The organism is Pseudomonas sp. B23(2017), assembly GCF_002113725.1.
GTDB lineage: Bacteria > Pseudomonadota > Gammaproteobacteria > Pseudomonadales > Pseudomonadaceae > Aquipseudomonas > Aquipseudomonas putida_Z.
Genome location: NZ_NEJM01000005.1, coordinates 44,115 through 69,442, shown reverse-complemented (window position 1 = coordinate 69,442; position 25,328 = coordinate 44,115). Strand labels below are relative to the sequence as shown.

General features: G+C 63.7%; 21 protein-coding genes and 1 pseudogene. 4 read left to right on the top strand and 18 right to left on the bottom strand.

Going from position 1 to position 25,328, the window contains the following annotated elements; all coding sequences use genetic code 11:
* Positions 1-74 precede the first annotated feature (74 nt).
* The gene (locus CAG46_RS10480) at positions 75-3,857 is read right to left on the bottom strand and encodes a CheR family methyltransferase (RefSeq protein WP_085615736.1); all 3,783 of its coding nucleotides are present in this window, start codon (positions 3,855-3,857) and stop codon (positions 75-77) included.
* Between the two features lie 275 nt (positions 3,858-4,132).
* On the opposite strand from CAG46_RS10480, the gene CAG46_RS10475 reads away from it, so the two are divergent.
* On the top strand, positions 4,133-4,342 hold the full coding sequence (locus CAG46_RS10475; RefSeq protein ID WP_085615737.1) for a general stress protein: 210 nt from the start codon (positions 4,133-4,135) through the stop codon (positions 4,340-4,342).
* A gap of 169 nt (positions 4,343-4,511) precedes the next feature.
* Positions 4,512-4,769, top strand: a complete 258-nt coding sequence (locus CAG46_RS10470; RefSeq protein WP_025339101.1) for a DUF6555 family protein — start codon at positions 4,512-4,514, stop codon at positions 4,767-4,769.
* 255 nt (positions 4,770-5,024) lie between these two features.
* Here the strand turns inward: CAG46_RS10470 and CAG46_RS28745 are convergent, their stop codons facing one another.
* From CAG46_RS28745 to paaF, 16 genes and pseudogenes are all read right to left on the bottom strand, one after another.
* A complete protein-coding gene (locus tag CAG46_RS28745) occupies positions 5,025-5,195 on the bottom strand; it encodes a hypothetical protein (RefSeq protein ID WP_158090796.1) in 171 nt (56 codons plus the stop codon).
* A gap of 156 nt (positions 5,196-5,351) precedes the next feature.
* Entirely contained in the window at positions 5,352-7,403 is a 2,052-nt protein-coding gene (gene paaZ, locus CAG46_RS10465; protein ID WP_085615739.1) for a phenylacetic acid degradation bifunctional protein PaaZ, read from the bottom strand.
* 29 nt (positions 7,404-7,432) lie between these two features.
* On the bottom strand, positions 7,433-8,665 hold the full coding sequence (locus CAG46_RS10460; RefSeq protein ID WP_085615741.1) for an OprD family porin: 1,233 nt from the start codon (positions 8,663-8,665) through the stop codon (positions 7,433-7,435).
* A 40-nt stretch (positions 8,666-8,705) separates the two neighbouring features.
* A pseudogene (locus CAG46_RS10455) lies at positions 8,706-10,274 on the bottom strand (cation acetate symporter); the annotation flags it as partial.
* Positions 10,265-10,573: a DUF485 domain-containing protein gene (locus CAG46_RS10450; RefSeq protein ID WP_004376242.1), complete on the bottom strand. Its 309-nt coding sequence runs from the start codon at positions 10,571-10,573 to the stop codon at positions 10,265-10,267. The gene CAG46_RS10450 and the pseudogene CAG46_RS10455, both read right to left, overlap by 10 nt.
* 218 nt (positions 10,574-10,791) lie before the next feature.
* Positions 10,792-11,868 (bottom strand): 1,2-phenylacetyl-CoA epoxidase subunit PaaE, encoded by a 1,077-nt coding sequence (paaE, locus tag CAG46_RS10445; protein WP_025339106.1) that lies wholly within the window; start codon positions 11,866-11,868, stop codon positions 10,792-10,794.
* A gap of 15 nt (positions 11,869-11,883) precedes the next feature.
* A complete protein-coding gene (gene paaD, locus CAG46_RS10440; protein WP_025339107.1) occupies positions 11,884-12,417 on the bottom strand; it encodes a 1,2-phenylacetyl-CoA epoxidase subunit PaaD in 534 nt (177 codons plus the stop codon).
* Positions 12,404-13,162, bottom strand: a complete 759-nt coding sequence (paaC, locus tag CAG46_RS10435; RefSeq protein WP_085615743.1) for a 1,2-phenylacetyl-CoA epoxidase subunit PaaC — start codon at positions 13,160-13,162, stop codon at positions 12,404-12,406. The genes paaD and paaC overlap by 14 nt, the downstream gene beginning before the upstream one ends.
* A gap of 8 nt (positions 13,163-13,170) precedes the next feature.
* Positions 13,171-13,452 carry a 1,2-phenylacetyl-CoA epoxidase subunit PaaB gene (gene paaB, locus CAG46_RS10430; RefSeq protein ID WP_013972614.1) on the bottom strand — a complete coding sequence of 94 codons (282 nt, stop codon included), beginning with the start codon at positions 13,450-13,452 and terminating at the stop codon, positions 13,171-13,173.
* A 25-nt stretch (positions 13,453-13,477) separates the two neighbouring features.
* A complete protein-coding gene (paaA, locus tag CAG46_RS10425; protein ID WP_025339109.1) occupies positions 13,478-14,467 on the bottom strand; it encodes a 1,2-phenylacetyl-CoA epoxidase subunit PaaA in 990 nt (329 codons plus the stop codon).
* A gap of 257 nt (positions 14,468-14,724) precedes the next feature.
* Positions 14,725-16,044 carry a phenylacetate--CoA ligase PaaK gene (gene paaK, locus CAG46_RS10420; protein WP_085615745.1) on the bottom strand — a complete coding sequence of 440 codons (1,320 nt, stop codon included), beginning with the start codon at positions 16,042-16,044 and terminating at the stop codon, positions 14,725-14,727.
* Between the two features lie 121 nt (positions 16,045-16,165).
* On the bottom strand, positions 16,166-17,386 hold the full coding sequence (gene pcaF / locus CAG46_RS10415) for a 3-oxoadipyl-CoA thiolase (protein ID WP_085615747.1): 1,221 nt from the start codon (positions 17,384-17,386) through the stop codon (positions 16,166-16,168).
* The gene (gene paaI, locus CAG46_RS10410; RefSeq protein ID WP_013972610.1) at positions 17,379-17,819 is read right to left on the bottom strand and encodes a hydroxyphenylacetyl-CoA thioesterase PaaI; all 441 of its coding nucleotides are present in this window, start codon (positions 17,817-17,819) and stop codon (positions 17,379-17,381) included. The genes pcaF and paaI overlap by 8 nt, the downstream gene beginning before the upstream one ends.
* The gene (paaH, locus tag CAG46_RS10405; RefSeq protein WP_085615749.1) at positions 17,812-19,329 is read right to left on the bottom strand and encodes a 3-hydroxyacyl-CoA dehydrogenase PaaH; all 1,518 of its coding nucleotides are present in this window, start codon (positions 19,327-19,329) and stop codon (positions 17,812-17,814) included. Before paaH ends, paaI begins: the two co-directional genes overlap by 8 nt.
* Positions 19,330-19,331: 2 nt before the next feature.
* Positions 19,332-20,123 (bottom strand): 2-(1,2-epoxy-1,2-dihydrophenyl)acetyl-CoA isomerase PaaG, encoded by a 792-nt coding sequence (paaG, locus tag CAG46_RS10400; protein WP_085615751.1) that lies wholly within the window; start codon positions 20,121-20,123, stop codon positions 19,332-19,334.
* Positions 20,124-20,157: 34 nt separating this feature from the next.
* Positions 20,158-20,931, bottom strand: a complete 774-nt coding sequence (gene paaF / locus CAG46_RS10395; RefSeq protein WP_085615753.1) for a 2,3-dehydroadipyl-CoA hydratase PaaF — start codon at positions 20,929-20,931, stop codon at positions 20,158-20,160.
* A 355-nt stretch (positions 20,932-21,286) separates the two neighbouring features.
* Here paaF and paaY point away from each other — a divergent pair, with 355 nt between their 5' ends.
* Both paaY and paaX read left to right on the top strand, forming a co-directional pair.
* Positions 21,287-21,886, top strand: coding sequence for a phenylacetic acid degradation protein PaaY (gene paaY, locus CAG46_RS10390; RefSeq protein WP_038409635.1), 600 nt, complete (start codon positions 21,287-21,289; stop codon positions 21,884-21,886).
* Between the two features lie 77 nt (positions 21,887-21,963).
* Positions 21,964-22,887: a phenylacetic acid degradation operon negative regulatory protein PaaX gene (gene paaX, locus CAG46_RS10385; protein WP_178080697.1), complete on the top strand. Its 924-nt coding sequence runs from the start codon at positions 21,964-21,966 to the stop codon at positions 22,885-22,887.
* 955 nt (positions 22,888-23,842) lie between these two features.
* Here the strand turns inward: paaX and CAG46_RS10380 are convergent.
* A complete protein-coding gene (locus CAG46_RS10380; RefSeq protein WP_085615758.1) occupies positions 23,843-24,850 on the bottom strand; it encodes a hypothetical protein in 1,008 nt (335 codons plus the stop codon).
* Positions 24,851-25,328: the final 478 nt, after the last annotated feature.

The window sequence follows — 25,328 nt, the reverse complement described above, 5'->3', positions numbered from 1 at the left end:
CCTGGGCAAATCCCTCATTCCATGAAGATTCGGCCTTCGGCAGCAATGAACGTTGCGTTTAAAGCGACCAACGGTCAGTAAGGCACCGAACCGCTCAGTGCCTCGATGACCTCTACCAGCTCGTCATAGCCCACCGGCTTGCTCAGATGCCGGTCGAAGCCCGACTGGCGCGACTTGTACTGGTCGGCACTGGCGCCATAACCGGTCAAGGCGATGGCCGGGGTATGGCGCAGGTGCACGTAGCCACGCAGGGCCTTGATCAGCGCATGGCCGTCCATCACCGGCATGCCGATATCGGACAGGATGATGTCGTATTCCTCACCCGCAGCGGCGTCCAGGGCCTCACGTGGCTTGCTGAAGGCATTGACAGTGGCGCTCTCCATTTCCAGCAGCTCCTGCATCACCGCCAGCACCTCTACGGAGTCATCCACCAGTAACACGCGAATTCCGTTCAGGCGGCCCTCGCTCGGCGGCTCCGAGCCCTGCGTATGCTGCTGGGGCTGCGTTTCGCAAAGGGGCAGGGTGACCGTGAAGGTGCAGCCCAGGCCAAGCCCCGCTGATGTGGCGAGGACGGTACCGCCATGGGCCTCGACCAGTTGCCGTACCAGCGACAGGCCGATGCCCAGGCCTTCGCGGCTGTGGCTGGCATGTTGCGGCGCAGCCTGGCTGAACAGGTCGAAGATATGCTCGAGGCTGTCGTGGCTCAGGCCCACGCCATGGTCGATTACCTGCAGGCGGGCATGGTCCTCGTCGTGGCTCAGCACCAGGCGTATGTCATTGCCCGCCGGGCTGAACTTCAGCGCGTTGTTGAGCAGGTTCCAGATGATCTGCTCCAGGCGGGTAACGTCACCCTCGATCATCACCGGCAGGTTGTCGGCGGGCAGCTCCAGGCGAACTGTGCAGGGATGTTGCTCGCTGACTACCACGCCATGGATGCCCTGCAGGACGGCAAGCAGGTCCACAGGCTCGGTCTTGAGTTTGAGTTTGCCGGTGCGAATGCGCGCCACATCCAGCAGGTCGTCGATGATCCGCGCCTGGCTGGTTACCGCATCGCAGATGGTACCAACGGCCTTGCTCGCTGCACTGATGTTACGCAGCGACGGCAGGCGGCGCAGGATTTCGGCATTGAGCTGGATCAGGTTGAGCGGGTGCTTGAGTTCATGAGACATGACGGCGAAGAATTCGTCCTTCATGTGGCTGGTGCTCTGCGTCTCGGCCAGCTGCTTGCTCAGGCGCTCTTCGCCCAGGCGCACGCGCTCCTCGGCGGCATGGCTGCTGCTGATGTCGATGAAGGTCAGCACCGTGCCGTCGATTTTCTGCTCGCTGGAGCGGTAGGGCAGCAGGCGCGCCAGGTACCAGTGATCGCCCTGGCCGCCGATTTCACGCTCTATGATGGCCTCGCCCTGGGCCACGGCGCGGGCATCGTCGGCCAGCGCCGGGTAATCCAGGCGGTGGGTGATGTCGAGCAGGGAGCGGCCGGTATCGACCGGCAACATATTGAACAGGTCGGTGGCGCGCGGGGTGAACCAGCGGATATGCAGGTTGCGGTCGACGAACACCGTGGCGATCTCGGTGCAGGCGATCAGGTTGCTGAGGTAGTCGTTGACCTTGTCGGTTTCCTCGACCTTGTTCTTCAGCTCGTAGTTGACCGTGAGCAGTTCCTCGTTGATCGACTGCAGCTCTTCCTTGCTGGTTTCCAGTTCTTCGCTGGCCGAACGCAACTCCTCGTTGATGGCCTGCATCTCTTCGTTGGAGGCCGTCAGCTCCTCGCTGGAGACCTCTGACTGCTCGATGGTTTCCTGCAGTTGCAGGCGAGTGCGCTGCAGTTCGCGTTCGAGGTTGTGCAGCACCATGCTGTCGGTCTGGCGGATGACGCCGGGTAACGGCAGGGACGGGTCGGGCGCGCGTTCCTCGAACACCACCAGCAGGCAATCGCTGGCGCTGAGGTCGTCCTTGTACGGCTGCACGGTGATCTCCACCTGCAGTTTGCCCATGGTTTCCGCCAGGTCGACAGGGCGCGAGGTCACCGCCTCGGTCCCCTGACGCGCCTGGAACAAGGTGCTGCGCAGGGCCAGGCGCAGGGGCGGCAGCACCAGGTTGAGAAGGCTGCGGCTCGGTTCGCCACCGGCCACTTGCAGGAAACGCCCCACGCCTTCGCTCATGTGCAGGATATTGCCGTCGATATCGACGATCAGGCTGGGCGGCATGCGGCGCGCCAGGGCGCGGTAGTGCAGGTCGGCGAACGATGGCTTGCGCCCCGGCTTGGCCTTGGCCAGCGTTTCCAGGGGCATGTTGGCGGCAGATGTGCCGGCCAGCTGACGGCCGGAACGGCGGCCGGTATTGCTGGCATCGAGTGCGCGGAAAATGCGGTTGCGCTTGTCCACCGGGGCGAACAGTTCACTGGCCATGTCGGCCGACTCGGACGACCCGAGGAACAGGTAGCCACCCGGGCGCAGGGCGAAGTGGAACATCTGCAGGATGTCACGCTGCACCTCGCGGTCCAGGTAGATCAGCAGGTTGCGGCAGACAATCAGGTCGATCTGCGAGAACGGTGGGTCCGACAGCAGGTTATGCCGGGCGAACAGCACCTTCTCGCGAACCTCTTTGCGCACCCGGTAATGCTGGTCTTCCTTGAGGAAGAACTGGCGCAGCCGGCTGGGCGGCACGTCGGTGACGATCGCTTCGGGGTAGGAGCCACTGCGGGCGATGCCGATGGCGCGTTCGTCCAGGTCGGTGGCGAACACCTGTACCTTGTGCGAGCGCTGCTCCAGTGCCAGCTGCTCGCAAACCAGCATGGCCAGGCTGTACGCCTCTTCGCCGGTGGAGCAGCCGGCCGACCACACGCGTATCTCGTCGGCGCCCTCGGCCGGGTCGCGTTCGCAGACCAGCTGTGGCAACACATGGCGCTCCAGGGCTTCGAACGCTTCGCGGTCGCGGAAGAAATTGGTCACGCCAATCAGCATGTCGGCCAGCAACGCCCGGGATTCCGCGGGGTGTTGTTCCAGGTAATGCAGGTAGGCCGCCAGGTCTGCCTGGCCGGTCACATGCAGGCGGCGCTCGATGCGCCGCAGCACCGTGGCGCGCTTGTAGTGCTGGAAGTCGTGGCCGGTATTGCTGCGCAATTGCAACAGGATCTCTTCGAGCATCGGCTCGCTGGCCTGGGCATCGCCGGCACGGGTGCCCAAGGCCGGTGGCAGGGTGTCGTCCTCGATTTCCGGGAGCCTTACCTGACGGGCATTGCGCCACAGCTCCAGCAGCTTCTGCGGCATTTCTGCCGCCGGCAGCACCAGGTCGACCATGCCGGTCTCGATGGCGGCGCGGGGCATGCTGTCGTACTGGGCGTCGTCCGGGTTTTGCGCCAAGGTCACGCCGCCTTGCTCCTTGATCCGCGAAAGGCCCACGGCGCCGTCGGCACCGGTACCGGACAACACCACGCAGAAAGCGTGGTCCTTGTGCACGTCAGCCAGGTCACGGAAGAACAGGTCGATGGCCACGTGGTCGCCACGGCGCCGGTTGGCCGGGGTCACGCGCAGGTAGCCATCGTTGGTGGACAGGCGATTGGCCGGTGAAATCACGTAGATGTGGTTGCGCTCGATGGGCACCGGCTCGGTCACCTGGCGCACCGGCATTTGCGTGGTCTCCTGGATGATGCGGTCGGCGACGCTCTGGTGGTCGGGGGACAGGTGCAGGACCACGACGAAGGCCATGCCGCAGTCGCTGGGCATTTGCCGGAACAGCGTACAGATCGCTTCCAGGCCGCCTGCCGATGCACCGATGCCCACCACCGGGAAATCCAGGTGGCTGGGGCTGAGTGCCGGGTTCTGGGGCGAGGCAGGTTGCTTGGGGGACGACTTCATGGACGGAGCCTTGTGCAGAGCGGAACGTTCCGCCCTTAGCAGCATCATCGGGCGTGTGTGTGGCGGGATTATAGGCCGTCGCCATGTTATTGAGACCTCTGCTTGCGAAGGAAAGTGCGACCCGCCTGCTTCAGTCACGCAAACCTTTTGCCGGCCCATGTTTGGTGCCACTGGTCAGTTGCCGGCAAAACCATTGAGCAGACTGTGTGATCGGCGGCTCGGAACCAAGGCATGGCAAACATCCATGCGACCCATTCATCGCAAGGAGAAACCACATGGCGCAGGATCAAGAGCGCACCAGCCAGCGCGGCGGCACCAAGGAAACCAACCCAGGCAATTTCGCCAACGACCGGGAACGGGCCTCCCGCGCGGGGCACAAAGGCGGGCAGGCTTCTGGCGGCAACTTCGCCAATGACCGCCAACGGGCATCGGAGGCCGGTCGCAAGGGCGGCCAGAACAGCCACGGCGGGGGCCGCCAGCATTAAGTTGAAGGGTTGCTGGACACCCGGTATCCGCAGGTACCGGGTGCCGGCCAGGCCCTGCGTAACGAGGCTGCAATAGCCTCTGGTACCTGTTGTTCGACAATTTTTTGAATCTTCTGGCCGTGCCCCGATCAATCAGGGTGTCATCCATGGAGAAGAGGAGGCCCCTGCGATGCCAAGCCCACAGCTGTACATCATCGATTACCAACTGCATGGCCAGCCGCGCAGTTTCATCATCCGTCTGGAGACGCTGGACAATGCCGAGGCCTGGCATTGGGCAAGTTGCGATGCGGGCATCGGCATCATTCCCAAGTTCGGCCGGGAGAAGATCAGGAAAGTCAGCAGGCCGATGGCCGAGCGCTATGGCATTACCGCGGTGAGCTGGCGGGTATCCGGCGGCAAGCCGAACCAGTCTGCGGCGACAATGTGATTCCCCGACTGCACAATCCGTGCGGGAACAGATGTCCTGCTCAAATTCTAAAAGTTGGCACGATCCTCTGTGGGAGCGGCTTTAGCCGCGAACACCGGCGCAGCCGGTGCCATGCACCGCGTTGGATTCTTCGCGGCTAAAGCCGCTCCCACAGGGTACGAGGATCGCTTGCGAATTCCGTTATCTGTGCGACAGCGCGGCCCAAAGGGCTGGGCAATCTCCCACAGGGGATCGCGCAGACCGTCTGCATGACGGTCATGCACCGGACTCGGGGTCGCTGGCCGGCACGCCCGGGCGATTTTCTTCGTCATCTGTCACATTGGGGTCGGCATCCGGGTCATCTGCCCGGTCATTGCGCCGGTCCGGCTCGAGCTCTGGCCAGTCATCCTGTGCGCTACCGCCACCCATCGCAGTAAAATCTTTCATCTCGCAACCCTCGCTCTCGATGAAAAAAAGGCCCGCGATCAGGCGGGCCCAATACAGGAGTGAGAGGCGAAGCCATTGACCACCCCTCATTGAATGAGAGCGGTAACAGCCAGGGGAGGTCGGTTGGATATCCACCGCCCCTGACCAACGGCACTGTCAGGGCTGTTTCAGCACCAGGGTGAGAATGTCGTAGCTGGCGACCAGCTCGCCCAGCTGGTTGGTCACCTCCACATCCCACGCCACCACGCCCTGGGGCTGGCCCAGCGGGCTGGTCTTGCCCTGGTCGATCTTGCGCTTGCAGGTCAGGCGCGCCTGGATGGTGTCGCCGATGCCCACCGGGTTGATGAAGCGCAGGGTATCCAGGCCGTAGTTGGCCAGTACCGGGCCTGCACCCGGGGAGACGAACAGCCCGGCCGCTGCCGACAACACGAAATAGCCGTGGGCGATGCGCTTGCCGAACTGCGATTGCTTGGCGGCGATCTCGTCGAAGTGCATGTAGAAATGGTCACCCGACAGGCAGCCGAAGTTGACCAGGTCGGCTTCGGTCACGGTGCGCCGGTGGGTGAGCAGCGACTCGCCGATGCGCAACTGCTCGAAATAGCGGCGGAACGGGTGCACTTCGGTTTCGATCACTTCGCCACCGCGCACGTATTCGCCGGTTACCGCCGTGAGCATGCTCGGCGAACCCTGTACAGCGGCACGTTGCAGGTAGTGCTTGACGGCACGCAGGCCACCCAGCTCTTCACCACCACCAGCGCGGCCCGGGCCGCCGTGCTTGAGCTGCGGCAATGGCGAGCCATGCCCCGTGGATTCCTTGGCTGCCTCGCTGTCGAGTACCAGCAGGCGGCCATGCCAGGCGGCAGCCACCGGGATGGCCTTGGCTGCCACGCTGCGGTCGGCGGTGACCAAGGTCGCCACCAGGCTGCCTTTGCCCCGCGCGGCCAGCGCCAGGGCTTCATCGAGGTCGTCATAGGCCATCAGCGTGCTGACCGGGCCGAACGCTTCGATATCGTGGGCACCGCCTTCGGCATGCGGGTCACGGGCCTGAAGCAAGGTCGGGGCAAAGAACGCGCCCTCGGCCACGCCCTCGCCACGCGGCGCAAAGCCATCGCTGGCGCCGAACAGCTGGTCGCAGCTCTGCAGCAGGCTGCGCACCCGCTCGGCCACATCGTGCTGCTGGTCGTGGGAGGCCAGGGCGCCCATGCGCACACCCTCCACCGACGGGTCACCGACCACCACCTTGGCCAGCCGCTCGCGCAGGCGCGTGGCAACGGCGTCGATGTGCCTGGCCGGTACGATGGCGCGGCGGATGGCGGTGCATTTCTGCCCGGCCTTGGTGGTCATTTCGCGGACCACCTCCTTGATGTACAGGTCGAACTCTTCGCTGTCCGGGGTCACGTCCGGGCCGAGGATGGCGCAGTTCAGCGAATCGGCTTCGGCGGTGAACGGCACCGAGTTGCGTACCAGGTTCGGCGTGACGCGCAACTTGGCGGCGGTGTCAGCGGAACCGGTGAAGGTCACCACGTCCTGGCCTTGCAGGCGGTCGAGCAGGTCGCCGGTGCTGCCGATCACCAGTTGCAGGCTGCCTTCGGGCAACAGGCCGGATGCATTCATCAGCCGCACCACGGCCTCGGTCAGGTAGCTGGTCGAGGTCGCCGGCTTGACGATGCACGGCATGCCGGCCAGGAAGGTCGGGGCGAACTTCTCCAGCATGCCCCAGATGGGGAAGTTGAAGGCGTTGATGTGCACCGCCACGCCGGCGCGCGGCACCAGGATGTGGCTGCCGGCGAAATGGCCTTGCTTGCCCAGCGGGATGGCCGGGCCTTCGTGCACCAGGTTGCCCGACGGCAGTTCACGGCTGCCGATGCCCGCATAGGAGAACAGCGTGGCGTTGCCGCCTTCGATGTCGATCCAGCTGTCGGCACGGGTGGCGCCGCTGTGGTGGGACAGGGCGTAGAGCTGCTCCTTGCGCTCGGCCAGGTACAGGGCCAATGCCTTAAGGCGGGCAGCGCGTTGCTGGAAGTCCATGGCCATCAGCGCGGCCAGGCCACGGGCGCGGGCAAAGTCCACGGCTTCGGCGAAGTCCGGGCGCTCTTCGTGGCTGTAGGCCAAAACGTGGCCATCCAGGGCGCTACGCAGGGCCTGGGCGCCGTGCTGGCCAAGCCAGCGGCCGGCGATGAAGCTTTGCAGGGTAGGGGCGGCAGACATGCTGTTCTCCAATGTAGAGGGGGGCGCTGTTACCACAGCGCCACGGTGTAGCCGATGATCAGGCGGTTTTCGTCCACGGCGTTGGTCAGGCCATTGCCGGAACGGAAGGTGACGTTGCGCCAGCGCAGGCTGACGTCCTTGAACGGGCCGCTCTGGATGACATAGGTAATGTCGGTGTCGCGCTCACGCTCACGGCCATTGCTGACAGTGGCGGTTTCGGCGTGGCGGCCATCGGTGTAGCGGGTCATGAAGCTCAGGCCGGGGATACCCATGGCGACGAAGTCGTAGTCGTAGCGCACCTGCCACGAGTCCAGCCCGGCGCGGGTGAAGGTGTTGTAGGTGACCAGGTTGACGGTGAACGGGTCGCCGCCGTTCACGAACGGGAAGGCACTGTCGCCGGACATCTGCTGCCAGGCGGCGGTGAACTTGTGGGCCCGTACGCCGAGGGTGAACATGGCGTTGAAGTTACGGTTGTCGATGTTGCCGGCACGCTCGGCGCCGTCGTTGCGGCTGTCGAAGTAGCGCAGGTCGGTGCGCAGGCTCAGGCCTTCGCCCAGCGGGCGGGTATCGATCAGGCCGACGAACTGCTGGCGGTAGATGTCCTCGAGCTTGGCGTAGTAGTAGCTGACGCTGGTTTGCGGGGTGATGGCGTAGCTGCCGCCGCCGAAGTCCAGGTGGTCGCTGCTGGCGGCGCCGTAGCCGATGTCGTCGCGGCCCGAGGAATCACGCAGGTTGGACTTGGTCAGGCGGCCGGCGTTGAAGGTCAGGCCGGCCAGGTCCTGGCTGGTGAGCAGGCCACCCTGGAAGGTGGAGGCCAGCAGGCGGGTGTCGTTGTACACCACCACCGGCAGGATCGGTTGCAAGGTCCCCAGGCGCAGGGTGCTCTTGGCCACCCGCACCTTGCCGGTGAGGCCCAGTTCGCTGTAGTCATCGACCGGTTCATGGCTGTTCGGGCCGAAAGGCAGCAGGCCGGTATTGCGGCGGTCGCGGCTGGAGTCGAGCTTGATGCCCAGTTGGCCCATGGCGTCGACACCAAAGCCGACCGGGCCTTCGGTGAAGCCCGACTCCAGCTTGGCGGTAAAGCCCTGGCCCCATTCCTCGGCCTTGGCCTGCGGTGCGTTGCTCTGGCGGAAGTCGCGGTTGAGGTAGTGGTTGCGCAGCTCCAGCCGGGCGTGGCTGTCGCCGATGAAGTCTGCCATTGCCTGCATCGGCAGGGCGAGGGTCGCCAGCCAGGCGGCCGAAATGAAGTGCGTGCGGTTCATTGTTGTTGTTTTACCCGACATGGTTGTTCTTCCCTGAGAGTCAGTGCTTGCTGGCGCCGGCAGCGCCGATTCCGGTCATGGAACGGATGAACTGGGCGAGGTAGCGGCCACGTTCCTGGCTGGCGCGTTCGGAGCTGTCAGTGACCGAGAACACCCAGGCGCCGAGGAAGGCCAGGCTCATGGAGAACAGCGCCGGGTTGCTGTAGGGGAACAGCGCCTTTTCGTGATGCAGCACGTTGACCCATACCGCCGGGCCCAGCACCACCAGCAGCACCGCCGAAACCAGGCCGGCCATGCTGCCGCACACCGCGCCGCGGGTGGTCAGGCCTTTCCAGAACATCGAAAGCAGCAGCACCGGGAAGTTGACCGAGGCGGCCACCGCCAGCACCAGGCCGGAGAGGAAGGCGATGTTCTGCGACTCGAACATCAGGCCGAGGATGACCGCCAGCAAGCCGATCAGCAGGGTGGCGATACGCGATACGCGCATTTCCTCCTGTTCGCTGGCCTTGCCCTGGCGCACCACGCAGGCATACAGGTCGTGGGAAACGGCCGATGCACCGGACAGCGCCAGGCCGGCGACCACCGCCAGGATGGTGGCGAAGGCCACGGCGGAAATGAAACCGAGGAACAGATTGCCACCCACGGCCTGGGCCAGGTGCACGGCGACCATGTTGCCGCCGCCGATGATCGCGCCGGTGGCGTCACGGTAGGACGGCTCGGTGCCGACCATGACGATGGCACCAAAGCCGATGACGATCAGCAGCAGGTAGAAGTAGCCGATGAACCCGGTGGCATAGAACACGCTCTTGCGCGCTTCCTTGGCATCGCTGACGGTGAAGAAGCGCATCAGGATATGCGGCAGGCCGGCGGTACCGAACATCATGCCCAGGCCCAGGGAAATGGCGTCCACCGGGTTGGACAGCAAGCCGCCCGGGGCCATGATCGCCTGGCCCTTGGCATGCACGGCCACGGCGCTGGCGAACATCGCCTCGGTGCTGAAGCCGAAATGCTTGAGCACCATGAAGGCCATGAAGCTGGTGCCCGACAGCAGCATCACCGCCTTGATGATCTGCACCCAGGTGGTGGCGAGCATGCCGCCGAAGGTGACGTAGGCGACCATCAGCACGCCGACCAGCATCACCGCGTACAGGTAGCTTATGCCGAACAGCAGTTCGATCAGCTTGCCGGCACCGACCATCTGCGCCACCAGGTACATCAGCGCCACCACCAGAGTGCCGAAGGCCGAGGTCAGGCGCACCGGGGTTTGTGCCAGGCGGTAGCTGACCACGTCGGCGAAGGTGTACTTGCCCAGGTTGCGCAGGCGTTCGGCGATCAGGAACAGGATGATCGGCCAGCCGGCCAGTACGCCCAGGGCATACAGCAGGCCGTCGTAGCCGTTCATGAACATCATTGCCGAAATGCCCAGGAACGACGCGGCGCTGATCATGTCGCCGGCGATCGCCAGGCCGTTCTGCATGCCGGTCAGTCCCCCGCCGGCGGTGTAGAAGTCGCTGGCCGAGCGGGTGCGCATGGCAGCCCAGCGGGTGACCAGCAGGGTAAAGCAGACGAACACCATGAACATCGAGATGGCGGTCCAGTTCATTGTGCGCACTCCTGCTTGACCTTGTCGTTGAGCGGGTCGAGCACGTTGTTGGCGCGGTGCACGTAGATACCGGTCAGGGCGAAGGACAGCAGCACCATCAGCACGCCCACCAGCATGCCGACGGTGGTGACGCCACCACTGAGGGACTGGCCGAGGGTGCTGGGGGAGAACGCCACCAGCAGGACGAAGCCGTAGTAGATCACCAGCATGGCCAGGGTCAGGCTGCCGTTGAGGCGGCGTTTGCGCTGCACCAGGTGCTGGAAGTCGGGGTGGTTGGCGATGCTTTCGATGCGTTCGGGTGTCATGGGTTGCGATCTCTGGGTGTTGTAATTGTTTTGTTGAGGTCACGCGGGTGTTGCCTGTCGGTGTTGCAAATGCGGTTCTTGTTGCTGACGCGGTCTCTGTGGGAGCGGCCTTGTGTCGCGATAGGGCCGCAACGCGGCCCCAGGATTCAGGCTTTGATCACAGATTGCCGGGGCTGCTGCGCAGCCCTTTCGCGACACAAGGCCGCTCCCACAAGGTTTCAGAGCTGGTCGAAATCGAGCACCACCTTGTCGCTCACCGGGTAGGTCTGGCATGACAGCACGTACCCGGCCGCCACTTCGTAGTCCTCCAGGGCATGGTTGCTGTCCATCTCCACTTCGCCCTCGATCACCCGGCACTTGCAGGTCGAGCACACGCCGGCCTTGCACGAGTACGGCAGCTCGGCGCCGATGGCATTGCCGGCGTCCAGCACGTTCTGGGTGTTGCGTGGCAGGTCGAAGGTGAGGGCGCGGCCGTCGCTGATCACGGTGATGTGGCTGAGCGCCGAGTCCACCTGGCGCGCCGCCTCGCGGGCTTCACGACGGGCTTCGCTGCCGGCTGCGGCGAACAGCTCGAAATGGATGCGTTCCTTGGCCAGGCCATTGGCCCGCAGGCTGTCGCGCACCGTCTCGGTCATCGCCTGCGGGCCGCAGATGAATGCGGCATCCAGGTTGGCAACGTCCATCCAGCGCGAGAACAGCTGGCCGCACTTGTCGGCATCGATGCGGCCGTTGTACAGGTCGACATCCTGCTGCTCGCGGCTGAACACGAAAATCAGGTTCAGGCGGTCGAGGTAACGGTTCTTCAGGTCTTCCAGCTTGTCGCGGAACAGTGCGCCAGAGCTGGAGCGGTTGCCGTACAGCAGGGTGAAGCGGCTGTGTGGCTCGCTGGCCAGGGTAGTGGCGATGATCGACAGGATCGGGGTGATGCCGCTGCCGGCAGCCACGCCCAGGTAGTTGCCCTGGCGGGCCGGTTCCAGTGGTACGAAGAAGCTGCCCGACGGCGGCATCACTTCCAGTTGCTGGCCGGCCTTTAGCACGTCATTGGCAAATGCCGAGAAGCGCCCGCCAGGCACGCGCTTTACCGCCACACGCAGTTCGCCGTCCTGCACGGCACTGCAGATGGAGTAGGAACGGCGGACTTCTTCGTTGTCCAGCTGGGTACGCATGACCAGGTACTGGCCCTGGGTGAAACGGAACTGCGCCTGCAGGTGCTCGGGCACGTCGAAGGCAATCGACACCGCATCGCGGGTCTCGTTGCGCACTTGCTTGATGGTCAGGCTGTGAAACTGGCTCATGGCGTTCTCCACGGCTCAAATGCATTTGAAATAGTCGAACGGCTCCAGGCACTCGCGGCAGCGGTAAAGCGCCTTGCAGGCCGTGGAGCCGAACTGGCTGAGCAATTCGGTATGGGCGCTGCCGCACTGCGGGCAGCACACCTGCGGCGCCTCGCCGAGCAGGCTGCGTTTGCTGGCGCTGCCCTGTGGCGGGGCGATGCCGTAGGCGCGCAGGCGCTCGCGGCCCAGTTCGCTGATCCAGTCGGTGCTCCAGGCCGGGGTCAGCCGGCGCTCCAGAGCCGGGGCTGGGAAACCGGCCTGTTCCAGCGCCTGGCGGATATCCCCTTCGATCACCTCGGTGGCCGGGCAGCCGGAGTAGGTCGGCGTGACGACCAGGTGCAGGTGCCCGGCGCGCCAGTCGAGGTCGCGCACGATCCCCAGGTCGACCACGCTGACCACGGGCACTTCCGGGTCCATGACCTGGGCCAGTACCGCCCAGGCCCGGGCCAGGTCGTCGCCGCGTGGCGCGCGGGCGCCACGGTCGCCGGCAATCAGCTCACCAGGTTGCATCGGGATACGCCCTTGGCAGGAACTGCATCTCGGCCAGCAGCAGGCCCAGGTGCTCGGTGTGCAGGCCTTTGCGACCGTCCAGGTAGAAGTGGCTGGCGGCCTTGGGCAGCGGCAGCTCGACCGAAGCGAAGGTCTCGCCAACCTGCTTTAGCCAGGCCGCGCCGACGGCAGCGGGGTCGGCGGCGATACCCGCCTGTGCCAGGTGCACTTCATTGTCGCTACCGGCGGTCAGTTCGACGGTGAAGCGCCACAGTGCCGGGATGGCCGCGAGCATGCGTTGGCGGCTTTCGTCGGTGCCACCGCCCAGGCGTTGCACCCACTCGCTGGAGCGGCGCAGATGGTAGGTGACTTCCTTCAGGGCCTTGGCGGCGATACCGGCGATACGCTCGTCGTTCGAGCCGACCAGGCCCTGAAGCACGGCGAAATGCCAGGCGTCATAGAAGAACTGTTTGGTCATGGTCACGGCGAAATCGCCGTTGGGCTGCTCGACCAGCAACAGGTTGCGATAGGCCCGCTCGTCACGGCGGAAGGCCAGGGCGTCGGCGTCACGGCCATCATCGAGCAGCTCGGCGGCGTACTCCAGCCAGTTGCGCGCCTGGCCTACCAGGTCGAGGCCGACGTTCATCAGGGCCAGTTCTTCTTCAATGGCCGGGGCGCGGCCACACCATTCGCAGAGGCGCTGGCCCTGCACCAGGGCACTGTCGCCGAGCAGCAGCAGGTAGGGAACAAGGGTTTCGTTGTGCATGGCCAACCTCACATGTGTCCGACTTCGTCGGGCAGTTCGTAGAAGCTGGCATGGCGGTAGACCTTGTCGTCCGCCGGGGCGAACAGCGGGTCTTTCTCGTCCGGGGAAGAGGCGGTGATCAGTGCCGAGGGCACCACCCACAGGCTCACGCCTTCGCTGCGGCGGGTGTACAGCTCGCGGGCGTTTTCGATGGCCATGGCGGCATCGGCGGCGTGCACGCTGCCGACATGCTTGTGGTTAAGGCCGTGCTTGCTGCGCACGAACACTTCGTAGAGGGTCCAGACAGACATTTTCGATCTCCGCATCAATCGCCGCTCAGGCGGCGTTCTTGTTCTGTTGCTTGCGCGCGTAGGCCACGGCGGCCTCGCGTACCCATGCACCGTCCTCGATGGCCTTGCGTCGGGTGGCGACGCGTTCCTGGTTGCATGGGCCATTGCCCTTGATCACTTCGTAGAACTCGTCCCACTGGATTTCGCCGAAGTCGTAGTGGCCGCGCTCGGCGTTCCACTTCAGCTCGGGGTCGGGGGCGGTGCAGCCGAGCAGTTCGAGCTGCGGCACGGTCTGGTCGATGAAGCGCTGGCGCAGCTCATCGTTGGTCTGGCGCTTGATCTTCCAGGCCATGGACTGGGCGCTGTTGGGGGAGTGCTCGTCGCTGGGGCCGAACATCATCAGTGCCGGCCACCACAGGCGGTCGATCGCGTCCTGGACCATGTCGCGCTGGGCCTGGGTGCCGTGGCGCATCATGGTCAGGAGGATTTCGTAGCCCTGGCGCTGGTGGAAGCTCTCTTCCTTGCAGATGCGGATCATCGCGCGCGAATACGGGCCATAGGAGGTGCGCTGCAGCACCACCTGGTTGACGATGGCGGCGCCGTCCACCAGCCAGCCCACTGCGCCCATGTCGGCCCAGCTGAGGGTGGGGTAGTTGAAGATGCTCGAGTACTTGGCTTTGCCACTGTGCAGCTTGGCGATTTCTTCGTCACGGTCGGCGCCCAGGGTTTCCATGGCGCTGTACAGGTACAGGCCGTGGCCGGCTTCGTCCTGGATCTTGGCCATCAGCTGCAGCTTGCGCTTGAGGCTGGGGGCACGGGTGACCCAGTTGCCTTCGGGCAGCATGCCGACGATTTCCGAGTGGGCGTGCTGGGAGATCTGCCGGATCAGGGTCTGGCGGTAGGCCTCGGGCATCCAGTTCTTGGCTTCGATCTTGATTTCGGCGTCGATCTTTTCCTGGAAGTTGCGCTCCTCGGGCGACATCTCTTCCAGCGACTTGACGCGCTTGACTCCGGTTTCCACTAGCTGTGCGTACATGTGTTCCGACTCCTGCTAAGGCATGAGTCATTTGTAAGCGATACAAAACATAACGTCAAACAGTTTTATGTGTATCGAATAGATTTGTGTATCACATTGGCGGCCCTTTCGCGGGTAAACCCGCTCCCACAGGTCATGTGCAGCCCCCAGGCATCATGCAATTCCTGTGGGAGCGGGTTTACCCGCGAAGAGGCCAGCCGAAAAAATGCAAAAAAAAGCCCCGGACGACGCCGGGGCCGAAAAGGCAGCCGAATGAATCAGCTGGCCAACCGTTTGTCGAACACGTGGCAGGCCTTGCCCTCGGAACGCTTGAGCGTGCCGCAGGGCTGCAGGCGCACCTGGGTGCTGATGCCGATGTAGGTCTTGATCTGCTTGGTCAGCTCCACGGTCAACAGCTTGCGCTGGCCTTCATCGAGGTGCTGGCATTCCGCACGCAGTTCCACATGCACCTCGACGCTGTCCAGGTTGCCATTGCGATACAGATGAATCTCATAAAGCTCGGAAAGCTGTTTTATTTTTAGCACCTGCTCCTCGATCTGGGTCGGGAACACGTTGACCCCGCGGATGATCAGCATGTCATCGCTGCGGCCGGTGATCTTGCCGATCCGCCGCATCGGCCTGGCGGTACCGGGCAGCAGGCGAGTGAGGTCGCGGGTGCGATAGCGCACCATGGGCAACGCTTCCTTGCTCAGCGAGGTGAACACCAGTTCGCCCAGCTGGCCGTCCGGTAGCACCGCACCGGTGACCGGGTCGATGATCTCGGGGTAGAAATGGTCTTCCCAGATGGTCGGGCCATCCTTGGTTTCGATGCATTCCATCGCCACCCCAGGCCCCATGATTTCCGACAGGCCATAAATGTCGAGGGCATCGATGCCCAGCCGTTGCTCGATAGAGCGGCGCAGCTCGTCGGTCCACGGTTCGGCGCCGAATATGCCCAGGCGCAGCTTGAGATCTTGCGGGTCGATGCCCTGGCGCTCGATCTCGTCGGCCAGGTTGAGCATGTAGGAGGGGGTGACCATGATGATGTCGGGCTGGAAGTCGCGAATCAGCTGCACCTGCTTCTCGGTCTGGCCACCGGACATGGGGATTACCGTGCAGCCCAGGCGCTCGGCACCGTAATGCGCGCCAAGCCCGCCGGTGAACAGGCCGTAGCCGTAGGAGACATGCACCTTGTCCCCCTTGCGCCCACCCGCGGCACGGATCGAGCGGGCGACCACGTTGGCCCAGGTGTCGATGTCGTTCTGGGTGTAGCCCACCACCGTCGGCTTGCCGGTGGTGCCACTGGAGGCGTGCAGGCGCACCACCTCTTGCTGGGGCACGGCGAACATGCCGTAGGGGTAGTTGTCGCGCAGGTCGTTCTTGCCGGTGAAGGGGAACTTCGCCAGGTCTTCCAGGCACTTGAGGTCGTCGGGGTGGGCGCCGCACTCGGCAAAGCGCTGGCGGTACAGCGGCACGTTGTCGTAGGCGTGCTTCAGGCTCCAGCGCAGGCGCTCCAGCTGGTGCTGGCGCAGGGCGTCGACACTGGCGCTTTCCATCGGGTCCAACAGGGCACGATCGGCATCATGGTACATGTTCATGGCTTCACTCGAATTGTTCTTGTACGCCGCGCGGTACCGGTTGCAGGCCGCGTGGTGAGTGTCATGGAAGCAGCATATACGGCTGCGTTCGGTTCGGTAACAAGCCGATGGTCTGAGCCGCTCAGAGGCGTTCGATGACCATCGCGATGCCTTGGCCAACGCCGATGCACATGGTGCACAGGGCGTAGCGTCCGGCGGTTTCTTCCAGCTCGTGCAACGCGGTGGTGACCAGGCGTGCACCGCTCATGCCCAACGGGTGGCCGAGGGCGATGGCACCGCCGTTGCGGTTGACCCGCTCGTCGTTGTCGGCCAGGCCGAGCTCGCGCAGTACCGCGAGGCCCTGGGCGGCAAAGGCCTCGTTGAGCTCGATGACGTCCATGTCGGCCAACGACAACCCGGTAAACTCCAGCACCTTGCGGGTAGCCGGCACCGGGCCGATGCCCATCAGCCGTGGTTCGACCCCGGCCACCGCCATGCCGACGATTCGGCCGCGAGCCTTCAGGCCATGACGGCGGGCGGCGGTGCTGCTGGCGAGCAGCAGGGCGCAGGCACCATCGTTGACCCCGGAAGCATTGCCAGCGGTGACGCTACCGCCCTCACGGAACGGGGTACCCAGCCTGGCCAGTTGCTCCAGGGTGGTGTCGCCGCGGGGATGTTCGTCGTGCTCGACCACTTTGGCCGGGCCTTTGCGCTGCGGGATCTCGACCGGCACGATTTCCCGTGCCAGGCGCCCGCGTGCCTGGGCGGCGGCGGCCTTGTGCTGGCTGCGCAGGGCAAAGGCGTCCTGGTCGGCGCGGGAAATACCAAACTGCTGCGCAACGTTCTCGGCCGTTTCCGGCATCGAGTCGGTGCCGAAGGCCGCCTTCATCAGCGGGTTGACGAAACGCCAGCCGATGGTGGTGTCGAACAGTTCGGCCGCACGGCCGAACGCCTGCTCCGCCTTGCCCATGACGAACGGCGCGCGTGACATCGACTCCACGCCGCCGGCCAGCATCAGCCCGGCTTCGCCGCAGCGCAGGGCGCGGGCTGCATTGCCGATGGCATCCAGGCCGGAGCCACACAGGCGGTTGATGGTGGTGCCCGGCACTTCGATCGGCAGCCCGGCCAGCAAGCTGGCCATGTGCGCGACGTTGCGGTTGTCCTCGCCAGCCTGGTTGGCACAGCCAAGGATGACGTCGTCGATGGCTTTCCAGTCCAGTTCGGGGTGGCGCTGGATCAGGGCCTTGAGCGGGATGGCGGCCAGGTCATCGGCGCGCACGCCGCTCAAGGCGCCGGCATAACGGCCGATGGGGGTGCGCACGGCGTCGATGATCAAGGCATCGGCCAGGGTGTGTTCAGTCATCTTGCGTCTCCTGCGCCAGCACGGTGCCGCGCACTTTGTAGGATTTGCCATGGAACATCGCGACCAGCTCACCGCGCTGGTTCTCGATGCGGACGTGGTACAGCCCGGTGCGGCCCTTGCGGCTGACCTCGCTGGCGCGGGCGGTAAGCACGTCATCGCGCAGCGCCGGGGCCAGGTAGTCGATGCTGCAGCCCAGGGCGACGGTGGCCTGGTCGTGACTGTTGCAGGCGAAGGCAAACGCCGAGTCGGCCAGGGCGAACAGGAAGCCGCCATGGCAGGTGCCATGCCCCTGGATCATGTCGGCGCGTACCGGCATGCGCAGGCATGCCTGGCCCGGGCCGGCTTCCAGCAGGCGGATGCCCAGGCCCTGGGTGGCCTGGTCGCGGGCGTACATGGCCTCGGCACAGGCTTGTGCCAGTTCGACTTCAGTCATGCAGGGTGCCTCCTTTGGCTTCGCAGCGGCGTAACAGCAGGGAAGGGCGGTAACGGCTCTCGCCGTAGCTGCGCTGCAGGTTGTCGAGCACGCGCAGGGTGTGGAGGATGCCGATGTTCGCGGCCCAGGCCAGCGGGCCGCAGGGGTAATTGACGCCGGCGCGCATGGCCAGGTCGATGTCGGCGGCGCTGCCGACACCTTGCAGCACGGCATCGGCGGCCTCGTTGGCGAGCATCGCCACGGTGCGCAGCACCACCAGGCCGGGCAGGTCGGCGACCGCCATTACCTTCAGGCCGGCACGCCGCAGCAAGGCCACCGCCTGGTCACGAGCGTTGTCGCTGGTGTCGGCCGACCAGCTGATGGCGAGGCGGGTTGCGGTGGTGTAGTCCAGGGCCAGGTCGAGCAGCACCAGATTGCGCAGGCCGTCTTCCCGGGCGCGCTGGCTGGCCAGGCGGCCATCGGACAGCGCCAGGGTGGCATCGCCCACCTGGATCAGGCCGCTGCCGGCGCGCTGGGTCACGGCGACGCCGCTTTGGTGCAGGCGTTCGACCAGCGGCTGCATCACCCCCAGGTCGCCTTCGACGACGCAGGCATCGACGATGGCAGGGCTGTGCAGTTCGGCTGGCTGCGGGCGTTCGGCGCCTTCGGCATAGCTATAGAAGCCTTGGCCGGTCTTGCGCCCGAGGCGGCCTGCGTCCACCAGTTCTTTTTGCACCAGCGAAGGCTGGAAGCGGAAGTCGCCGTAGAACGCATCGAAGACCGAACAGGTAACGGCGTAATTGACATCGTGGCCGATCAGGTCGGTGAGTTCGAACGCGCCCATGCGGAAACCGCCGGCATCACGCAGCAGCGCATCGAGGCTGGCGCAATCGGCTGCACCTTCCTGCAGCAGACGCAGGCTTTCAGCGTAGAACGGCCGCGCCACACGGTTGACGATGAAGCCCGGCGTGGAGCGCGTGTGCACCGGCTGCTTGCCCCAGGCCTGGGCGGTGGCATGAATGCACGCGGCAACGGCCGGGGCCGTGGCCAGGCCCGAGACCACTTCGACCAGGGCCATCAGCGGCGCCGGGTTGAAGAAGTGCATGCCAACCACCTGGTGCGGGCGTTGCAGCCCGGCGGCGAGGCTGGTGATGGACAGCGACGAGGTGTTGCTGGCGAGGATGCAGTCGTTGGCGCACAAGGCTTCCAGCTGGCTGAACAGCGCCTGCTTGACCTGCAGGTTCTCGACGATGGCCTCGATCACCAGTCGGGCATCGGCCAAGGCTTCGAGGTCGTCTACCGGGCACAGCCGGGCGCTGATGGCTTCCCGCTCGGCAGCCTGCAACTTGCCTTTTTCCACCAGGCGGGCAAGTTGCCGGTCTATGCCGGCCACCGCCTGGGCTGCAGCGCCCGGGCGGTTGTCGTAGAGCTTTACCGGGTGGCCGGCCTGGGCCGCAACCTGGGCGATGCCTGCGCCCATGGCGCCTGCACCGATCACCGCCACCTGGGCATTGCTTGCGAGTGCGCTCATGATCAACGCCCCTTGAATGCCGGCGTGCGCTTGTTCATGAAGGCACTCACGCCTTCGCGATAGTCCTCGCTGCGCCCGGCCAGGCGCTGCAGGTCGCGCTCCAGCTCCAGCTGTTCATCGAAACCGTTGTCGAAACTGGCGTTCAGGCTGCGCTTGATCAGGGCCAGGCCGTAAGTGGGCTGGGTGGCGAGCTGGCGGGCGAGGGTGAGGGCTTCGTCGCGCAGCGCGGCATCGTCCACCACGCGGTGGATCAGCCCCCATTGCTGGGCCTGTTCGGCGCCCAGGCGCTCGCCCAGCATGGCCAGGGCCTTGGCCCGCGCCATGCCGACCAGGCGCGGCAGCAGCCAGGTGCCGCCGGAGTCGGGTACCAGGCCGATCTTGCAGAAGGCCTGGATGAAGCTGGCCGAGCGGGCGGCCAGCACGAGGTCGCAGGCCAGCGGGATGTTGGCACCGGCGCCGGCAGCCACGCCGTTCACCGCGCAGATCACCGGCAGCGGCAGGTCGCGCAGGGTGCGCACCAGCGGGTTGTAGAACTTGTCGATCGATTCGCCCAGGTCCGGCACCTCGGCGCCCGGGGCGACGTTGCGGTCGGACAGGTCCTGGCCGGCGCAGAAACCCCGGCCTTCGGCAGTCAGCAACAACACCCGTGCTTCGCTGCTCTGGCGTACTTGCTTGAGTGCCTCGCGCACTTCCAGGTGCATGGCGGTATTGAAGCTGTTCAGCTGCTCGGGGCGATTCAACGAGAGGAGGGCGACGCCGTCCTCGATGGAAAACAGGATGTGCTGGAAAGTCATGACAGACTCGCTCCGTCAGTCGAGGGAAAGATGATCAGCGGCCCTGGAAGCGGGCCTGGCGTTTTTCCTGGAAGGCACGGATGCCTTCGTCGCGGTCGGCGGTGCCGGCCAGCAAGGTGAAGGCATGGCGTTCGAAGCGCAGGCCGCTGGCCAGGTCGGTATCGCCGGCCTTGAGCAGCGCTTCCTTGGCCAGGCGCACCGCCAGTGGGGCCTTGGCGGCGATGCTGCGGGCGATGTTCAGGGCGCGTTCTACGGTGAGTTCCGGCTGGGTGATTTCGCTGACCAGCCCGGCCTGCAAGGCATGACGGGCGGTAATGGCTTCGCCGGTCAGCACCATTTGCATGGCCAGCGGCTTGCCTACTGCCCGCAGCAGGCGCTGGGTGCCACCGGCGCCGGGGATGATGCCGAGGTTGATTTCCGGCTGGCCGAAACGGGCGTCGCTGCCGGCGATGACGATGTCGGCACACATCACCAGTTCGCAGCCGCCACCCAGGGCGTAGCCGTTGACGGCGGCGATCAGTGGCTTGGCGAAGGCGGCGATGCTTTGCCAGTGGGCCACCCGCGGGTCGTTGAGGATGCCGACCAGGTCGCGCTCGGCCATCTCGCGGATATCGGCGCCTGCGGCGAATGCCTTGCGGCTGCCGGTGAGCACCACCGCGCGGATCTGTTCGTCTCGCCCGGCCGCTTCCAGCGCAGCGGCCAGCTCTGCCAGTAGCTCGGTGCACAGGGCGTTGAGCGCCTCGGGCCGTTGCAGGGTAATGAGCTGGACGCCGTGTTCGGGCGCCTGCACATCGAGATATCGCGGCATGTCGGGTTCCTCTGGCTGCACGCACGGCACATCGTGGGGCCGGCATTTCTTGGAATTGTTTGCAGGGGCGTGATGCGAGGATCACGTCCAGGTGGAACCAGTATATGCATTACGCGATACAACTATGCAACATTCAAAATTGTTTCATGTATCTCTTTTTGCAGGAGTGACAACTGCCTCAGCAAAGGGTTTCATGATGTTGAATCGCTTCATCACCTTGTATTTAACGCATAATGCTGAATTTATGGGAGCGCGATGACCTCAGCAAAAGCGATACACGACCATGCTGATTGACGCACAACAAGATTGTGATACAAGATCAAGGCGCATTTGAAATCATTTCAGGAGCTTTGCCATGCCTTGCTATCGACTCGACGGCCTGACGCCCGTGGTTCATCCGACAGCCTACGTGCACCCCAGCGCCGTGCTGATTGGTGATGTCATCGTCGGCCCTCGTTGCTACGTCGGCCCGCTGGCATCACTAAGGGGGGATTTCGGCCGAATCGTGCTGGAGGAGGGTGCCAACCTGCAGGACACCTGCGTGATGCATGGTTTCCCGGGTGGCGATACGGTGGTCGAACGCAACGGGCATGTCGGGCATGGCGCCGTGCTGCACGGCTGCCGCGTGGGCGAAGACGCCTTGATCGGCATGAACGCGGTGGTGATGGATGGTGCCCATGTGGCACCGCGCTGCATCGTCGCGGCCACGGCATTCGTCAAGGCGGGCTTCGAATGTGCGGCACAAAGCCTGGTAATGGGCTCGCCAGCCCAGGTCAAGCGCCCACTGACCGAACAGGAACTGGCCTGGAAGCAACGCGGCACGGCGGAGTACCAGCACCTGGCGCAACGCTGCATGAACAGCATGGTCGAATGCCCACCACTGACCGAGGTCGAGCCCGAGCGGCCACGCATGGAAGACACCGGCGTCAGGCCCAAAGGCCAGGCATCGGCATGAGCCTGGCAGCGTCACGCAATGGTCAGGCGGCCCGCCGCGCAGGTATAGTCGGTGCTTTAACCGCGCACAGTTCGCCCATGAGCAATCTCGCCCCACTGAACAACCTGATCACCCGCTTCCAGGAGCAGACGCCGATCCGCGCCAGTTCCCTGATCATCACTTTGTACGGCGACGCCATCGAACCCCACGGCGGAACCGTCTGGCTGGGTAGCCTGATCAATCTGCTGGAGCCGATCGGCATCAACGAGCGCCTGATCCGCACATCGATCTTCCGCCTTACCAAGGAAGGCTGGCTCACCGCCGAAAAGGTTGGCCGCCGCAGTTACTACAGCCTGACAGGTACCGGCCGCCGGCGGTTCGAGAAAGCCTTCAAACGGGTCTACAGCCCGAGCCAGCCAGCCTGGGACGGTGCCTGGACGCTGGTGTTGCTCTCGCAACTGGAGGCCGGCAAGCGCAAGGCTTTGCGTGAAGAGTTGGAGTGGCAGGGCTTCGGCGCCATGGCGCCGAACCTGCTGGGCTGCCCACGGGCAGACCGTACCGACCTGGCCGCCACCTTGCGTGACCTGGAGGCGAGCGACGACAGCATCGTCTTCGAAACCCACACCCAGGAAGTGCTGGCATCCAAGGCCATGCGCGCCCAGGTGCGGGAAAGCTGGCGTATCGACGAACTGGGGCAGCAATACAGCGAGTTCATCCAGCTGTTCAGGCCGCTATGGCAAGGTTTGAAAGAGCAGCAACAGCTCGATGCGCAGGATTGCTTCCTGGCACGTACGCTGCTGATTCACGAATACCGCCGGCTGCTGCTGCGCGACCCGCAACTGCCGGACGAGCTGCTGCCTGGGGATTGGGAGGGAAGGGCCGCGCGGCAGTTGTGCCGTAACCTCTATCGGCTGGTGTTTGCCAAGGCGGAAGAATGGCTGAATGCAGCGCTGGAGACGGCTGATGGGCCGTTGCCGGATGTGAATGAAGGCTTTTACAGGCGTTTTGGCGGGCTTGTTTGAGGATTGGGTGCAGAGGCGGGTTCTATATAACTACGCTAAATGAGTATTTAGTGTAGTTATACCTAATTTGCATATACGGCATGGCAAATGGGGGGGATGCCTGGCCCTCAGGTATCAAGCGGTCCTCATTATCTTTTGTCGCTTGTACTGGTCACATCGCTTGCAGGCCAGCACCCACAGGGATGGTTCGTGGTTTGAGGTCTGCGGGAGATGTAAACAACTGTCTTCCCAATCCTACGGACCCTTGTAGGAGCGGCCTTGCGTCGCGATGGGCTGCAAGGCAGCCCCAGCAATTCATGCGTCTGCTTTGAAACCTTGGGGGCTGCTGCGCAGCCCATCGCGACACAAGGCCGCTCCTACAATTGACCGCGTTAACCGATCGACCGGGAGTTGGGTTGCCGGCGATGGGCAGCGTGACAACCTCAATGGCGCTGGCTGACAGGCGCTAGTCGTCAGTGTGGTCATGCATGCGTCGGATTTGTCCTGATAAACAAAGTCGAGGATGACCGTACCAGGTTTCTTTCAAGCACTCAGGGTACAGGTGCAAATGGCTGGCCTGATGTCCAAGTCGCGGTAGCCAACAGTCAAAAGGCAAGGCTAACGCATCCAGCACCAAAGTCGACGAAGCGGGCGATGGATCAGGACGGATTATCTAGACCAGGGAGCTTTCCCTGGTCCCAAAGTGCCTCACTCGTGGTCGGGTGACCAAATATAGACTAGCGCATAATGAGTATTATGTTAAATGACGTATTTGGAAGTGCCCGACCATATTTGTGCCATCCCTCACACCTCCGGTCAAATCCCCACAAACCCCCGTTTCCCAGAAAATCAGGAGCTTGGGCTCCACTCATAACCCTATCTCTGCGCATGTCCCTTCACTAACTGCACCTGAGTCTGCCCGCCTAGGGCTGTAATCTAAATCGCTCCAAGCTTCTGCTTCGGGGCGATTTAGACCTCATGCCTCGACACCAGCAAAGCGCTGTGCGTTTAGAGCTTGCACTGCCGAAAATCCTCCACTTTTCTTAAAACTCATGTTGTGTACAAAGTTCTTCATCGCGTCTGATGGGTCAATCGCCTCAAGGTTCAGGCCGTCGACTGTGGCCCGAGAGAACGCAACGCTGAGAATCGGTTGATCCTCCATGTGTCCGGTTGAGCTGTTCAACACATTATCCATGGCAGTAACGATTACCAGCTCGTCCGGAAGGATGGCTAGCAGCTCCCGCCCAACTCGCAGAGCACAACTGCAGACGTAGTCCTGGTGCAGCTCATTAAAGCGCCCACCTGGCATCGCTTTGGTTGAGAGCTTGCCGCTCTTGAGCAGAGACTTGATTTCGGACGGGATAACGTGTGAACCGTGGATGGCCAGCTTCGCTTCCAGAACTCCGCCCTCATGGACGATCATCTGGATAGATGAGCCTAGGTGGGAGATTTCCTCAAAAGATTCGAAAGCCTCTATAGCATCAAGCTTCGCTTGGCGGTCACCATCCAGGATGCGCAGAGCAATATCGCGCTCCTCAGCCCAATCGTCGTGTGCAGTCTTCCACTCATTAAGCTCTGCCTGGAACAGTTTTTCATCTTCGGCCGCGGCGACGCCGACTCTCCCCAAAAGCGCTTCGCGCTTGCGATCCTCAAGCTTGAAAAGCCGTGCCCAAAAGTTAGGGCGATAGGTAGCAGATGCATGAAGTGCGGCTTGCTCGAGCGCTCCGCTCTTCAAGGGTTGCCGGGGCTCTGGCGTTGAGAGGATCTTTTTCCACTGCACCGGCTCAGCGCATTCCTTGTGCATGGAAAGTAGGAGATCGATGTGATTTTCGTAGACCTCTACCTCGTACGCTGCTTGCTCTAGAGCCTCCATCTTGTCGAACTCTTTTTGCCGCTTCTCGAGTTCACGCTGCCGACGATGAGCGTTGCGCTCAGCTCGTCTGGCTGATGCCTGCAGCGATCTTACAGTCCCTTTCCAACCCATCACGATGCTCCATACCGAATGCGTGATGGCACATTAGCATATGCCGTCGAACAGTCGGCACACTGCACGGGCGTAAAAATTTAGAAATTTAAAGGGATCCAAAACACTTGCGAACACCAGCGGAGCGCATTATGTTGTGTCTTGCAGCAAGGAAAACCACCATATGATGTGTTAAAACCTTTCTGCGCGGCTCGCGATTTACTGAAAACCTCTTGTATCTCACATTGCTGGATGAAGGAGATTCCGTATGACAGATCGTCGCCCTCTCAACCCCAACGTGAACGTTCCAAAGCCTGGCGGTGGTGAACAACCACGGTCTCGCAACAAGGACGGTCAAGTCCGCGATAAACGGAGCGATGCTGGCAAACCGCGCGGCAAATGACGGTTTACAGGTCAGCAGCATACGATCTCGCTGCTGACCTGTTCTGCCACTGCAAATTAGCCTTCGTGTGTACACAGGCGCGGCACAATTCGAAGC